General features: G+C 67.0%; 10 protein-coding genes. 7 read left to right on the top strand and 3 right to left on the bottom strand.

The annotated features are described in order from the left end of the window. Nucleotides 1-8 precede the first annotated feature (8 nt). Entirely contained in the window at nucleotides 9-698 is a 690-nt protein-coding gene (locus DXK93_RS09010) for a hypothetical protein (RefSeq protein WP_119449866.1), read from the bottom strand. A 93-nt stretch (nucleotides 699-791) separates the two neighbouring features. Then, nucleotides 792-1,658 carry an S-formylglutathione hydrolase gene (fghA, locus tag DXK93_RS09005; protein ID WP_054455461.1) on the bottom strand — a complete coding sequence of 289 codons (867 nt, stop codon included), beginning with the start codon at nucleotides 1,656-1,658 and terminating at the stop codon, nucleotides 792-794. 235 nt (nucleotides 1,659-1,893) lie between these two features. Here fghA and DXK93_RS09000 point away from each other — a divergent pair, with 235 nt between their 5' ends. From DXK93_RS09000 to DXK93_RS08985, 4 genes are all read left to right on the top strand, one after another. Next, a complete protein-coding gene (locus DXK93_RS09000) occupies nucleotides 1,894-2,655 on the top strand; it encodes a hypothetical protein (RefSeq protein ID WP_119449865.1) in 762 nt (253 codons plus the stop codon). A gap of 366 nt (nucleotides 2,656-3,021) precedes the next feature. Continuing rightward, nucleotides 3,022-7,761 carry a glutamate synthase-related protein gene (locus tag DXK93_RS08995; RefSeq protein ID WP_054455466.1) on the top strand — a complete coding sequence of 1,580 codons (4,740 nt, stop codon included), beginning with the start codon at nucleotides 3,022-3,024 and terminating at the stop codon, nucleotides 7,759-7,761. Nucleotides 7,762-7,769: 8 nt separating this feature from the next. Further along, nucleotides 7,770-9,236: a glutamate synthase subunit beta gene (locus DXK93_RS08990; RefSeq protein ID WP_054455468.1), complete on the top strand. Its 1,467-nt coding sequence runs from the start codon at nucleotides 7,770-7,772 to the stop codon at nucleotides 9,234-9,236. 195 nt (nucleotides 9,237-9,431) lie between these two features. Beyond that, entirely contained in the window at nucleotides 9,432-10,070 is a 639-nt protein-coding gene (locus DXK93_RS08985) for an OmpW family protein (protein ID WP_054455471.1), read from the top strand. A 34-nt stretch (nucleotides 10,071-10,104) separates the two neighbouring features. On the opposite strand, the gene DXK93_RS08980 is transcribed toward DXK93_RS08985, so the two are convergent. Then, a complete protein-coding gene (locus tag DXK93_RS08980) occupies nucleotides 10,105-10,977 on the bottom strand; it encodes a LysR family transcriptional regulator (RefSeq protein ID WP_119449864.1) in 873 nt (290 codons plus the stop codon). 65 nt (nucleotides 10,978-11,042) lie between these two features. Here DXK93_RS08980 and DXK93_RS08975 point away from each other — a divergent pair, with 65 nt between their 5' ends. From DXK93_RS08975 to DXK93_RS08965, 3 genes are read left to right on the top strand one after another with little or no spacing between them, the layout of a single operon-like run. Then, on the top strand, nucleotides 11,043-12,266 hold the full coding sequence (locus tag DXK93_RS08975) for a YbfB/YjiJ family MFS transporter (protein ID WP_119449863.1): 1,224 nt from the start codon (nucleotides 11,043-11,045) through the stop codon (nucleotides 12,264-12,266). A 25-nt stretch (nucleotides 12,267-12,291) separates the two neighbouring features. Continuing rightward, the gene (locus DXK93_RS08970; RefSeq protein ID WP_119449862.1) at nucleotides 12,292-13,269 is read left to right on the top strand and encodes a tripartite tricarboxylate transporter substrate binding protein; all 978 of its coding nucleotides are present in this window, start codon (nucleotides 12,292-12,294) and stop codon (nucleotides 13,267-13,269) included. 18 nt (nucleotides 13,270-13,287) lie between these two features. Beyond that, nucleotides 13,288-14,349 (top strand): nitronate monooxygenase family protein, encoded by a 1,062-nt coding sequence (locus DXK93_RS08965; protein WP_119449861.1) that lies wholly within the window; start codon nucleotides 13,288-13,290, stop codon nucleotides 14,347-14,349. Nucleotides 14,350-14,493 lie beyond the last annotated feature (144 nt).

Raw genomic sequence — 14,493 nt, 5'->3', positions numbered from 1 at the left:
GGCTTGCCCTACCAACCCAGGCGCTTCAAGCCTTCGGCCGTAGCCTCGCCGTCGGGCCGCACGAACAGCGCCCCGCGCGGATCCATCAGCACCTGGTAGCGGGCGCCGTCGAACAGCGGCATGTACGCAGCGCTGCCAAATTGGACATCGACGAACGGGAACCAGTTCGGGAAATTCTTCTTCAACGATGCCAGGTCCGGCGCCGGCCAGTCATCCAGCGCGTGGACCGAGCGCGTGGCGGAGGCCTCGCGCGCCGCATCGCTATAACGGCCCGACAGGCGCTCCAGCCGGTATAGCGGCGGCACGCCGGCCATCAGCGCCGGCAGCCGCCAGCGCACGACCCGGGCATCGATCTGCCACTGGTCCCCATAGAGGACATACTGCTTGGTGCCCGTGCCAGGCGCGCTGGCGCTGACCTGGAACTGGCCGTCGGCCACCTGGCGCACTTCAACATGCGCCACCGGCTCGTCGGCCGTCAGGCGGAAGAATTGCACCAGCGAAAGGGCCAGCAGGCCCGACACGCATCCCAGCAGCACCAGCATCAGGCCGAACAGGCGGCGCACCGGCCGGAACTGGAACACCCTGCGGCCACGCTCGTCGCGCGGGCCGCCGCGGCCCAGCAGCATGACGATGCCCGGCAGCAGGACGACGACGGCGCCCAGCAATATCCAGACGAAGGGAGCGATTCCGTTGATCAAATCAGGCGTTCCTATTGAGCACAGACCGCAGGCGGCGCGCCGGGGCGCGCAAGCAGCCTGCCGCGGCAGGCCCGCCAGTATAGAAGCGCGCCCTCAGGGCGCCGGTTTTCCAAGCCGCTCGACGTGAAACCGGATGTGATCCTCGATGAACGTCGAGATGAAGTAGTAGCCGTGGTCATAGCCCGGGTGGCGCCGCAGGTCCAGCGGCTGGCCCGCAGCGGCGCAGGCGGCCTCGAATACCTCGGGATACAACTGTTCGGCCAGGAATTGGTCCGACTCGCCCTGGTCGATCAGGATGCCGGCGGGAAACGGGTTGGTGGCGCCGCGCATCAGCGCGGACGCGTCGTAAGCGGCCCAGTCCTCTGTCTTGTCGCCCAGATAGGCGCCGAACGCCTTCTTGCCCCAGGGGCATTGGCTGGGCGCGGCGATGGGCGCAAATGCCGACACCGAGCGGAACTTGCCGGGGTTGCGCAGCGCGAGCACCAGCGCGCCATGGCCGCCCATGGAATGGCCGAAGATGCCGGTGCGCGACGCGTCGCCGGGCAGGGCCTCGCCCGTGACGATGCCGTGCAGTTCCTGCGTCACGTAGCTGTACATGCGATAGTGGTCCCGCCAGGCCGGGGTGGTGGCGTCCAGGTAGAAGCCCGCGCCCGTGCCCAGGTCCCAGCTTTCGTCCTCGCCAGCCACGTTGGCGCCGCGCGGGCTGGTATCCGGGGCGACCAGCATGACACCGAGTTCCGCAGCCAGCCGCTGGGCGCCCGCCTTGATCATGAAGGTCTCTTCCGTGCAGGTCAGGCCGGCCAGATAAAACAGCACCGGGACCGGACCGTCTTCGGCCTGCGGCGGAATGTAGACGGAGAAGCGCATGGGCAGGCCGATCTCCGCGGACTCGTGGCGGTAATAGCGCTGCCAGCCGCCGAAGCAGCGATGCTGCGAAATGAGTTCCAGGGCGACTGCCATTACTTTCCTCCGATCGGAATGATGCGAAAAAAACGTCTCGCGGATTAGGGGATATCCACGGTACGACGTTCCGTCGCCGAATGTTAACCTGGGCTTTACAGGGTACGAACGACAGAAAAAAAGCGATTTCCTGCCCTGACCATGATCACGGGACTTGACCAGCGCCCACCGTGGCACTATTTATATACCGTGAGCGAAGACAACCCGTTCTTCCAAATACGCAAGTCCTGACACTATGGCCCGTCTGCCCCGTCTGTACGCCCCTGGGCTGCCCCAACTGGTGCAGGCCAACTTCATCCAGCCGCTGGCGGCGCCGTCGCAACCCGCGCCGGCCGACATACTGAATCAACTGGCCACGTGGCTGGGCGAATCCGCCCAACGCCACCGAGTCTCGGTTCACGGCTGGCTGCTTGCCAACGACCGCATCCTGCTGCTGGCCACGCCCGCCGACGAGGAAGGCCTGCCGCGCCTGATGCAGACGCTGGGCCGCAACCTGGCGGCGCGCTTGCGCGGCGGCCGGGTCTTCGCCGGCCGCTACCGATCCGCCTTGCTGGAACCGGGCGCCTGGGTGCTGCCGTCGCTGGTCTGGCTAGAAACCTATCCGGTGCGCAGCGGCGCCTCGCAGGATCCCGACTCCTGGCCGTGGTCCTCCGCTTCCAGCCATACCGGCAACACCACCGCCGCGCCAGCGCAGTGGCAATCGGACCACGCGGACTACTGGGCCTGCGGCAATACCCCGTTCGACCGCCAGGCCAATTACCGCAAGCGCTTGCAGGACGGCCTGTCGCGCGAGGAAACCCAGCGCATCGACCAGGCGGTCTCCGGACAATGGGCGCTGGGCGGTCCCGCTTTCATTGCCAGTCTGGCCCATACCGCCAGCCGCCGGGTTGCTCCCGGCCAGCGCGGACGTCCGCGCAAGAAGCCAGCCGCAGCGTCGTCCGATGCCGAACCGAGTTCTGCGCCGCCCACCACGACGCCCACGTCGACCTCTTCCTGATTACGAACCCGCCTGAACGGCGGGTTCTTCACTTTTGCGGGCCACGCCGTTCGGGCCGGCCTGCGCATTTGCGTTTCCGCAACGTCGACTCAGGCTCAGGCTGCTGAAAATCGCCAAATAATTAGGGACATATAATAAGAAAAACCGCGTTTTATCGGGCGCGCACGCACCCTGCTGGTGCATACCCCCCTGGGGAGGCCCATTTGGTGCGGCTCTTGATGCGTCACCTAATTAAAGACCGATGACGGGTAACATCAAAAATAAGGGACACACCCTATTTATTCCTATTGCACCCTACTCATGTCGGGGGTATTGTCCGTCTCCTGCACTGCAACATTACGACGCAGGCCCACTGCGGAGCGCGCCATGCCCCAAATCACCCCGATCGACTCCTGTCCCCCGCCCAAGGCGACCCCCATCGATGCCAGCCGCATCGGACTGCCGTCTGCCCAGGGCCTGTACAACCCGAAGAACGAGCATGACGCCTGCGGCGTCGGTTTCGTCGCCCATATCAAGGGCAAGAAAAGCCACGCCATCATCCAGCAGGGTCTGAAGATCCTGGAAAACCTGGACCACCGCGGCGCGGTCGGCGCGGACAAGCTGATGGGCGACGGCGCCGGCATCCTGATCCAGATTCCCGACACGCTCTACCGCGACGAGCTCGGCCATCAAGGCATCACGCTGCCGCCTCCCGGCGAGTACGGCGTGGCCATGGTGTTCCTGCCGAAGGAAACGGCCTCGCGTCTGGCCTGCGAACAGGAACTGGAACGCTCCGTGCGCGCCGAAGGCCAGGTCGTCCTGGGCTGGCGCGACGTGCCGGTGGACGTCGACATGCCCATGTCGCCTGCCGTGCGCGCCTGCGAACCCGTGATCCGCCAGCTGTTCATCGGCCGCGGCGCCGACGTGATGGTGCCGGACGCGCTGGAGCGCAAGCTGTACGTGATCCGCAAGACCGCCAGCCACGCCATCCAGAACATGCATCTGGCGCACGGCAAGGAATACTTCGTGCCCTCGGCCTCGGTGCGCACCGTGGTCTACAAGGGCCTGCTGCTGGCCGACCAGGTCGGCCGCTACTACCGCGACCTGGCCGATCCACGCACGGTGTCGGCCCTGGCGCTGGTGCACCAACGCTTCTCGACCAACACGTTCCCCGCCTGGCCGCTGGCCCACCCGTACCGCATGATTGCCCACAACGGCGAAATCAACACGGTCAAGGGCAACTTCAACTGGCTGCGCGCCCGCGAAGGCATGATGCAGTCGGCCGTGCTGGGTGAGGACCTGAAGAAGCTGTACCCCATCGTCTACGAAGGCCAGTCGGACACCGCCACGTTCGACAACTGCCTGGAACTGCTGGTGAACTCGGGCTACTCGCTGGCCCACGCCATGATGATGATGATCCCGGAGGCCTGGGAACAGCACACGCAGATGGACGAAAGCCGCCGCGCTTTCTACGAGTACCACGCGGCCATGATGGAACCGTGGGACGGCCCCGCCGCGGTCGCGTTCACCGATGGCCGCCAGATCGGCGCCACGCTGGACCGCAACGGCCTGCGCCCGGCCCGCTACCTGGTCACCGATGACGACATGGTCATCCTGGCTTCGGAAGCCGGCACGCTGTCCATCCCCGAAAACCGCATCGTCAAGAAGTGGCGCCTGCAACCGGGCAAGATGTTCCTGATCGACCTGGAACAGGGCCGCATCATCGACGACGCCGAGATCAAGCTGCAGCTGGCCAACAGCCGGCCGTACCGCCAGTGGATCGAACGCCTGCAGATCAAGCTGGAATCGCTGCCGGCGCCGCGCCAGGCCGCCGTCGCCACGCAGTCGTCCGTGTCGCTGCTGGATCGCCAGCAGGCTTTCGGCTGGACCCAGGAAGACTACAAGTTCATCCTGGAACCCATGGCCACGACCGGCGAAGAAGTCATCGGCTCGATGGGCAACGACGCCCCGCTGGCCGTGCTGTCCGACCGCGCCAAGCCGTTCTACAACTACTTCCGCCAATTGTTCGCGCAGGTCACGAACCCGCCGATCGACCCCATCCGCGAACAGCTGGTGATGTCGCTGGTGTCCTTCATCGGCCCCAAGCCGAACCTGCTGGACATCAACAACGTCAACCCGCCGCTGCGCCTGGAAGTGTCGCAGCCGGTGCTGGATTTCGCCGCCATGGCGCAGATCCGCGACATCGAGCAGGTCACGGGCAAGAAGTTCCGCAGCTTTGAGCTGGACATCACCTATCCCGCCGCCTGGGGTCCCGAGGGCATCGAAGCCCGCGTGGCCGCGCTGTGCGCGCGCGCCGTGGACGCGGTGCGCAGCGGCTACAACATCCTGATCGTGTCCGACCGCCTGGTCGACAGCGAGCGCGTGGCCATCCCCGCGCTGCTGGCGACCTCCGCGGTCCACCAGCACCTGATCCGCGCCGGCCTGCGCACCAACACCGGCCTGGTCGTGGAAACCGGCTCGGCGCGCGAAGTGCACCACTTCGCGCTGCTGGGCGGCTACGGCGCCGAAGCCATCCACCCCTACCTGGCGCTGGAATCGCTGGGCAAGATGAACGACCCCGAAAAGGCGGTCAAGAACTTCATCAAGGCGATCGGCAAGGGCCTGAACAAGGTCATGTCCAAGATGGGCATTTCCACGTACATGTCCTACACCGGCGCGCAGATCTTCGAAGCCGTGGGCCTGCAGACCGCGCTGGTGAACAAGTACTTCACCGGCACCGCCTCCAACATCGAAGGCATCGGCATCTTCCAGGTGGCCGAGGAAGCGCTGCGCCAGCACCGCGCCGCCTTCAGCACCGATCCGGTGCTGGCCAACGACCTGGACGCGGGCGGCGAATACGCCTATCGCGTGCGCGGCGAAGAGCACATGTGGACGCCGGATTCCATCGCCAAGCTGCAGCACGCTTCGCGCGCCAACAACTACCGCACGTACAAGGAGTACGCGCAGATCATCAACGACCAGAGCCGCCGCCACATGACGCTGCGCGGGCTGTTCGAGTTCCGCTTCGATCCGTCGCGCGCGATTCCGCTGGACGACGTCGAATCCGCCAAGGAAATCGTCAAGCGCTTCGCCACCGGCGCCATGTCGCTGGGCTCGATCTCCACCGAGGCGCACTCGGTGCTGGCCGTGGCCATGAACCGCATCGGCGGCAAGTCCAACACCGGCGAAGGCGGCGAGGACGAACTGCGCTACCGCGCCGAAATGCGCGAAGGCAAGAGCACCATCAAGGACGGCGATACGCTGGCCTCGGTGCTGGGCTCGGACCGCATCGAAGCGGACGTCGAACTGAAGAAGGGCGACTCGCTGCGCTCCAAGATCAAGCAGGTGGCCTCGGGCCGTTTCGGCGTGACCGCCGAATACCTGTCGTCGGCCGACCAGATCCAGATCAAGATGGCCCAGGGCGCCAAGCCCGGCGAAGGCGGCCAGCTGCCCGGCCACAAGGTGTCGGAATACATCGCCAAGCTGCGCTACTCGGTGCCGGGCGTGGGCCTGATCTCGCCCCCGCCGCACCACGACATCTACTCGATCGAAGACCTGGCCCAGCTGATCCACGACCTGAAGAACGTGAATTCCAAGGCTTCGGTGTCGGTCAAGCTGGTGTCCGAAGTGGGCGTGGGCACGGTGGCCGCGGGCGTCGCCAAGGCCAAGGCCGATCACGTCGTGATCGCCGGCCATGACGGCGGCACGGGCGCATCCCCGGTGTCGTCCATCAAGCACGTGGGCACGCCCTGGGAACTGGGCCTGGCCGAAACGCAGCAGACGCTGGTGCTCAACCGCCTGCGCAGCCGCATCCGCGTGCAGGCCGACGGCCAGATGAAGACCGGCCGCGACGTCGTCATCGGCGCGCTGCTGGGCGCCGACGAATTCGGCTTCGCGACCGCGCCGCTGGTCGTGGAAGGCTGCATCATGATGCGCAAGTGCCACCTGAACACCTGCCCGGTGGGCGTGGCCACGCAAGACCCGGTCCTGCGCAAGAAATTCCAGGGCAAGCCCGAACACGTCGTGAACTTCTTCTTCTTCATCGCCGAGGAAGTCCGCGAAATCATGGCCCAGCTGGGCATCCGCAAGTTCGACGACCTGATCGGCCGCGCCGACCTGCTGGACATGCGCTCGGGCGTGGAGCACTGGAAGGCCCAGGGCCTGGACTTCGCCCGCGTGTTCCACCAAACGCAATCCGACGCCGACGTGCGCCAGACCGAAGAGCAGGACCACGGCCTGGCCGGCGCGCTGGACCACCAGCTGATCGAGCGCAGCAAGCCCGCGCTGGAACGCGGCGAGAAGGTGTCCTTCATCGTCCCCGTGCGCAACCGCAACCGCACCATCGGCGCCATGCTGTCGGGCGCGGTGGCCGCGCGCTACGGCCATGAGGGCCTGCCGGACGACACCATCCACATCCAGTGCAACGGCACCGCCGGCCAAAGCTTCGGCGCGTTCCTGGCCCACGGCATCACGATGGACCTGGTGGGCGAAGGCAACGACTATGTCGGCAAGGGCCTGTCGGGCGGCCGCATCATCGTGCGCTCGCCCAACGACTTCCGCGGCTTCGGCCCGGACCACATCATCGCCGGCAACACCGTGCTGTACGGCGCGCTGGCGGGCGAGGCGTTCTTCAACGGCGTGGCCGGCGAACGCTTCGCGGTGCGCAACTCGGGCGCGGCCACCGTCGTGGAAGGCACCGGCGACCACGGCTGCGAATACATGACCGGCGGCACCGTCGTGGTGCTGGGCACGACCGGCCGCAACTTCGCGGCAGGCATGTCGGGCGGCGTGGCCTACGTGTGGGATCCGGAACGCACGCTCAAGCAGCGCGCCAACCTGTCCATGGTCGAACTGGAAAGCATCGTGCCGCACGCGGAACAGCTCGCCCAGAACAACATCGACGTCTGGCACAGCGCGCAGCGCGGCGGTGAACGCGAAACGGACGAAACCATCCTGCGCCGCCTGGTGGAAGATCACTTCCGCTACACCGGCAGCTTCCGCGCCCGCGAGATCCTGGGCGACTGGGAAGCCTCGCGCGGCAAATTCGTGAAAATCATGCCGACGGACTACCGCCGCGCATTGGGTGAAATGTGGCGTGCAGCCAACCCGCAACAACTGGCTGCGTGAGGGATACCATGGGAAAGATTACCGGCTTTATGGAATTTCAGCGTCTGCAGGAGGCCTCCGAGGCCCCGCAGAAGCGGCTGAAGAACTGGCGCGAATTCGTGCTGCACCTGAGCGACGATCAGGCCAAGCAGCAGGCGGCGCGCTGCATGGACTGCGGCATCCCGTTCTGCAACAACGGCTGCCCGGTCAACAACATCATCCCGGACTGGAATGACCTGGTGTACCGGCAGGACTGGAAGCGCGCGCTGGACGTCCTGCACTCCACCAACAACTTCCCCGAGTTCACCGGCCGCATCTGCCCGGCGCCGTGCGAAGCTGCCTGTACCTTGAACATCAACAGCGACGCTGTCGGCATCAAGTCCATCGAACACGCCATCATCGACAAGGGCTGGGCCGAAGGCTGGGTGTCGCCGCAGGTGCCGGCGCGCAAGACCGGCAAGAAGGTTGCCGTGGTGGGCTCCGGCCCCGCGGGCATGGCATGCGCGCAGCAGCTGGCCCGCGCCGGCCACTCGGTGACGCTGTTCGAAAAGAGCGACCGCATCGGCGGCCTGCTGCGCTACGGCATCCCCGACTTCAAGCTGGAAAAGCACCAGATCGACCGCCGCATCTCGCAGATGGAAGCCGAGGGCGTGGAATTCGCGCCGTCGACCTACATCGGCAATCCCAGCGACCCCGTGGCCGACGGCCTGACGGTGCGCACGCCGGAATCGCTGCTGGCCGAGTTCGACGCGGTGGTGATGAGCGGCGGTTCGGAAACCCCGCGCGACCTGCCGGTGCCCGGCCGCGAGCTGTCGGGCGTGTACTTCGCCATGGACTTCCTGCGCCAGCAGAACAAGGCGGTGGCGGGCGACCGGCTCACCAACCAGACGCTGGCCAAGGGCAAGCACGTGGTGGTGATCGGCGGCGGCGACACGGGTTCCGACTGCGTCGGCACCAGCAACCGCCATGGCGCGGCCTCGGTCACGCAGTTCGAGCTGATGCCCCAGCCGCCGGAAAGCGAGAACAAGACCATGACGTGGCCGTACTGGCCGCTGAAGATGCGCACCTCGTCGTCGCACGAAGAAGGCTGCGAGCGCGACTGGTCCGTGACCACCAAGCTGCTCCAGGGCAGCAATGGCAAGGTCGAAAAGCTGATCGGCGCACGCGTCGAATGGTTCAAGGACGAAGCCACCGGCCAGATGAAGATGCGCGAAGTCGAAGGCTCTGAATTCGAGATCAAGGCCGACCTGGTGCTGCTGGCCATGGGCTTCGTGTCGCCCGTGCAGACGGTGCTGGACGCCTTCGGCGTGGACCGCGATGCCCGCGGCAACGTACGCGCCAATACCGACGACTACCGCACCAACGTCGAGAAGGTCTTCACGGCCGGCGACATGCGCCGCGGCCAGTCCCTGGTGGTCTGGGCCATCCGCGAAGGCCGCCAGTGCGCGCGCTCGGTGGACGCCTACCTCATGGGCAGCAGCGAACTGCCGCGCTGATCGCCAACGATCAGACTCAGCCGGATCGCCGCCGAGCGCATTGCGCCGGCGGCGAATTTTTTTCCCGCGCCCCCGCCTGTTGCAACATAACCACTTTTCGATTGCGGTCTTTTCACGATTTGACACACATCAAGCGGGCCGGACGCCAGGTTTGAGAACCTGTCGTCTCACCCAATGGAAAGATCGGAGAAGAGAATGTTTTCGCTGAACGGCCGTATCCGCGCCACCGCCATCGCCGGCCTGATCGCCGCTGGCACGCTCGCCGCCCCCGCGCACGCCCACGAAGCGGGCGACGTGCTGTTCAAGGTCGGCGTGACGCAGGTCCGCCCCTCGTCCAACAACGGCACCGTGCTCAACGGCAGCGTCGGACTCGACGTCAACAACAACGTACGCCCGAGCTTCACGCTGACCTACATGGCCACGCGCAACATCGGTATCGAACTGCTGGGCGCCTGGCCCTTCCAGCATGACGTCAGCGGCAGCGGCCTGGGCAAGATCGGCTCGACCAAGCAATTGCCGCCGACGCTCAGCCTGCAATGGCACATCCTGCCCGACAGCATGATCCAGCCGTACATCGGCGTGGGCATCAACTACACCCACTTCTTCGACACCAAGGCGGAAGGCGCGCTGAAGGGTTCGGACCTGAAGCTGGGCGATTCCTGGGGCGTGGCCGCTCAACTGGGCGCTGACTTCAAGATCAACGAGCGCTGGTTCATGAACGCAGACATCCGCTACATCGACATCCGTTCCAAGGTGAAGCTGGACGGCCAGCACATCGGCACCGCGCGCATCGATCCGTGGGTCGCGACGATCGGCGTCGGCTACCGCTTCTAAAGGCAAAAGGGCCGCGCACCAGGCGCGGCCTTCCTCAGTCTTGCGGCGCCTCCAGCTTGTGCCGCAGGGCCTGCAACGCCGGCGTGTCGTCGTCGGCGCGCCAGACCAGCTGGGTCAGGGCCCGGCCATGCGAGCCGGACAGGGCGCCGATGCGCACCGTGTGCTCCGCCCCCAGCACCGCCAGCACCGAACGCGGCACAATCGCCACGCCCGAACCCGCCGCCACGCAGGCGACGATGGCGTGGTACGAGGCGAACTCCATCACCTTGCCGGGCGCGATGCCTTCCTGGTTGAGCCAGGATTCCAGGATGCGCCGGTATGAGCATCCCGACGCGAAGGCAATCACGCTGCGGTCGCCCAGGTCCTTGGGACTGTCGATCGGATCCCAGGCCAGCGGCGAGATCAACGCCAGTTCTTCCTTGAACGCGTCCATCGTGGCCAGGCCATCGCCCGGAAACGGCTGCGCCACGAACGCGGCCTCGATTTCGTAGTTGCGCACCTTGGCCGCCAGCGCGGCCGACGTGCCGGTCACCAGTTCGATCCGCACCTGCGGCCAGGCCGCGTGATAGGCCGCCAGAATCGGCGGCAGGCGCGCGGCCGCCGTGCTTTCCATGGTGCCGATGCGCAGCACGCCCTGCGGCGAGCCGTCGCGTACCGCGGCCTGGGCTTCGTCCGCCAGGCGCAGCAGCCGGTCGGCGTAGGACAGCAGCACCCGCCCCTGGTCAGACAGCACCAGCCGGCGGTTCTGCCGCCGGAACAGCGGCGCCTCCAGCGAGGCCTCCAGCTGCTTCAGGCGCGTCGACACGTTGGACTGCACGCGGTTCAGATGGGCAGCGGCGCGCGCCACGCCGCCCTGGTCGGCAACCGCCTTGAAGATCTGCAGCGCATCCAGGTCCAAGTTTCTCATTTTGAGAACTCACTATCTTAATAATTCACTATTAATGATATTAGTACAGCCGTAGAGTAAGGACCATGTCAACGCCCAATTACCCTTCCTCGTCACGCAGCGCTGCCGCCCTGGCATGGCCGGCGGCGCTGGCCCTGGCCGCCGCCATGGGGATAGGCCGGTTCGCCTTCACGCCGGTCTGGCCCCTGATGGCCCAGGAAACCGGCCTGTCGCTATCCCAGGGCAGCTGGCTGGCTTCGGCCAACTACGCGGGGTATCTGCTGGGCGCGCTGGCTGCGGTCGCCTGGCCCATCCGCCGGCTGCGGGGCACGCTGGCGGCCAGCCTGCTGGCAGTGGCCCTGCTGACGCTGGCCATGCCTGTCTGGCATGGCATGGCGGTCTGGTGCGCGCTGCGACTAGCCGCCGGCTACGCCAGCGCCAGCGCCTTCATCTGCGTGGCGGCGTGGCGGGCGGTACCCGCAGGCGATCCGCGCGAAGCGGGCGCGTCCGCAGTGACCTACGCCGGCGTGGGCGCGGGCATTGCGCTGACGGGGCTGGCCTGCCTGGCGCTGGCAGCCTGGGACGCGCGCGCCGACACGGTCTGGTTCGCGCTGGGGGCGCTGGCGCTGGCCCTGTCCGCGATCGCCTGGCCGGGGTTGCGCCGCCAGGCGGCGCCAATGCCAGCGCAATCGGCCAGCGCCGCCGCACCCGCCGCCCGGCTGCCACGCGACATCCCCGCGCTGGCGCTGCACTATGGCGCGTTCGGCGTGGGCTACATCATTCCGGCCACCTTCCTGCCGGCGATGGCGAAGGAAATCATTCCCGACCCGGCCATCTTCGGCTGGGCCTGGCCCCTGTTCGGCATGGCCGCAGCGGTGTCCTGCCTGCTGGTGCCCCGCCTGGCACGGGGCCGCGACAGCGTGCAAGTCTGGCGCGCCGCCCAGGCGCTCATGGCGCTGGGCATGCTGGCCGTGGCGCTATGGCACCACATCGCCGCCGTGATCGTGGCCGCGGTGCTGGTGGGCGGCACCTTCATGGTGATTACACAGGCGGGAATGCTGGCCGCCAGGCGTTCGGCCGGCGCCGCCGCGCCGCGCGCGGCGGCCCTCATGACCGCGGCTTTCGCCGCCGGCCAGATCCTGGGACCGCTGTTGGCGTCCTGGGCGGCGCATTGGGGCGCCGGGCTGCCGCAAGTGCTGGCGGCCAGCGCGGCACTGTTGGCGTTGTCCGCATGGCGTTTGGGAAAGATCACGACAGATGACGTGGCCGCTGGGCATAATGCGATCGGCCCGCGGGCCCGTTCACATTAAAAAAACAAAACCAGGAGTCATCTGTATGAAAGCATTGCGTCCCCTTATTGCCGCCCTGGCAGCCACCGCCGCCTTCAGCGGCGCCGCCCAGGCCCAGACCACCGACTGGCCGTCCAAGCCCATCACCATGATCGTGCCCTACGCGCCGGGCGGCTTCGCCGACACCCGCGTGCGCCTTTTGGCGCGCAAGCTGGGCGACACGCTGGGCCAGCCCATCGTGGTCGAGAACAAGGCAGGCGCCGGCGGCGTGGTCGGCACCAACCTGATCGCGCGCGCGGCGCCGGACGGCTACACCATCGGCACCGGCAATCTGGCGCCCATGGCGGTCAACCCGACGCTGATGAAGGACATGCCCTACGATCCGCAAAAGGATCTGGCCCCGATCATCCTGATCGAAAACAGCCCGCTGGTGCTGAGCGTGAACAACGAACTGCCGGTGAAGACGCTGGCGGACCTGATCGCGCTGGCCAAGAAGCAGCCCGGCAAGCTGTCCTTCGGCTCGTCCGGCGTAGGCGGCGCACACCACCTGTCCGGCGAAATGTTCCGCGAACAGGCCAAGATCGACATCGTCCACGTCCCGTACAAGGGCGGCAGCCTGGCCGCGACGGACCTCATGGGCGGCCATATCTCGATGATGTTCGAAATGGGCTATTCCGCGCTGCCCGCGATCCAGGGCGCCAAGATCCACCCCATCGCGGTCACGTCCGCCAAGCGCCTGGCCGTGCTGCCCGACGTGCCCACCATGGCCGAATCCGGCCTGCCGGGCTTCGAGTCCTACAACTGGCAGGGCATCGTCGCCCCCGCCGGCACGCCCGCGCCCATCATCGCCAAGCTCAACGCCGAGTTCAACCGCATCCTGAAGGAACCGGACGTGCAGAAGGCCATCGCCGACACCGGCAGCCAGGCGGGCGGCGGCACGCCCGAGGAATTCGGCGCCTTCATCAAGAGCGAAACCGAGAAGTGGGCCCACGTCATCAAGGCTGGGAACATCCAGCTTCAGTAACCTTCCAGGAGTAATTCCATGGCTACCCGTCTGATTGATCTGCTCAAGCTGCACCATCCCATCGTCCAGGCCCCCATGGCCGGCGGCGCCACGACGGTGGAGCTGGTTTCCGAAGCATCGAAGGCGGGAGTCCTGGGTTCGCTCGGGGCGGCCTATATGAGTCCCGAGCAGATCGAGGCGGCGGCGCGCGACATCCGTGCGCGCACGCCGCTGCCGTTCGCCATCAATCTGTTCGCATCGGTGCCGGAAGAACCCATGCGCGGCGACGCCAGTCGCATGCTGGCGCTGATGGCGCGCTACCACCAGCAGCTGGGCCTGCCGGCGCCCGCCGCGCCCGGCCCGCAAGCCGATCCGCTGCCGCAACAGATCGAAGCCATCCTGCGGGTGCGTCCGGCCGTCTTCAGCTTCACCTTCGGCCGCATGCCGGCCGCGGCCATCGCGCGCTGCCGCGAACTGGGCATTCTGACCGTGGGCACCGCGACCACCGTGCGCGAAGCGGTGGCCCTTGAAGCGGACGGCGTGGACGCCATCGTGGCGCAAGGCGCCGAGGCCGGCGGCCACCGCGGCACCTTCCTGGACGGTTTCGAGGAATCGCTGATCGGCACCATGGCGCTGGTGCCCCAGGTGGTCGACGCAGTCTCTGTCCCTGTTATTGCATCTGGCGGCATCATGGACGGCCGCGGTATCGCCGCCGCCTTGGCCCTGGGCGCCGATCTGGCACAAATGGGGACGGCCTTCTTGACGACCGAGGAATCCGGCATCAATGAAGCCTACAAGGCGCTGCTGCCCGCCTCCCGGGCGGAACAGTCGCGGGTGACCCGTGCGTTTTCGGGCCGGCCCGCCCGCGGCATCGAAAACGCCTTCATGCGCGAGGCCGACGCGATTGCGGCCGACATCCTGCCTTACCCCATGCAGAACGCATTGACGCGCCCCATGCGCACGGCGGGCGGCAAGGCCGGCAACACCGACATGCTGTCCCTGTGGGCCGGCCAGGGCGCGCCGCTCGCGCGGCGCGAGACCACCGCCGACCTGGTCGCGCGGCTGGCCCGGGAGACCGCGGCGGCGCAGGCGCGCCGCTGAGCATATTGTTCCCTGAACCGAAAACACTGTTCCACGCGCGGGCTCTCGCGTTGTGATTACAAAGCGTCGGGCTACAATGGCGCCTCGCCGCCGGGAGCCCAGGCCCGACCTCGCCCCCGGCATATGAGTAACAGGGCGCTTCCC

The organism is Achromobacter sp. K91 (assembly GCF_003576205.1).
Lineage (GTDB): Bacteria > Pseudomonadota > Gammaproteobacteria > Burkholderiales > Burkholderiaceae_B > Achromobacter > Achromobacter aegrifaciens.
Note: the sequence above shows the minus strand (reverse complement) of the source record. Positions and strands in the feature narration are given on the sequence as shown.

Excerpts from the sequence above, each read along its gene's own strand:
- DXK93_RS08970 (WP_119449862.1), top strand. The coding sequence starts at position 12,292 with ATGAAAGCATTGCGTCCCCTTATTGCCGCCCTGGCAGCCACCGCCGCC.
- DXK93_RS08965 (WP_119449861.1), top strand. The coding sequence starts at position 13,288 with ATGGCTACCCGTCTGATTGATCTGCTCAAGCTGCACCATCCCATCGTC.
- DXK93_RS08985 (WP_054455471.1), top strand. The coding sequence starts at position 9,432 with ATGTTTTCGCTGAACGGCCGTATCCGCGCCACCGCCATCGCCGGCCTG.
- DXK93_RS08990 (WP_054455468.1), top strand. The coding sequence starts at position 7,770 with ATGGGAAAGATTACCGGCTTTATGGAATTTCAGCGTCTGCAGGAGGCC.
- DXK93_RS08995 (WP_054455466.1), top strand. The coding sequence starts at position 3,022 with ATGCCCCAAATCACCCCGATCGACTCCTGTCCCCCGCCCAAGGCGACC.
- DXK93_RS09000 (WP_119449865.1), top strand. The coding sequence starts at position 1,894 with ATGGCCCGTCTGCCCCGTCTGTACGCCCCTGGGCTGCCCCAACTGGTG.
- DXK93_RS08975 (WP_119449863.1), top strand. The coding sequence starts at position 11,043 with ATGTCAACGCCCAATTACCCTTCCTCGTCACGCAGCGCTGCCGCCCTG.
- fghA (WP_054455461.1), bottom strand. The coding sequence starts at position 1,658 with ATGGCAGTCGCCCTGGAACTCATTTCGCAGCATCGCTGCTTCGGCGGC.
- DXK93_RS08980 (WP_119449864.1), bottom strand. The coding sequence starts at position 10,977 with ATGAGAAACTTGGACCTGGATGCGCTGCAGATCTTCAAGGCGGTTGCC.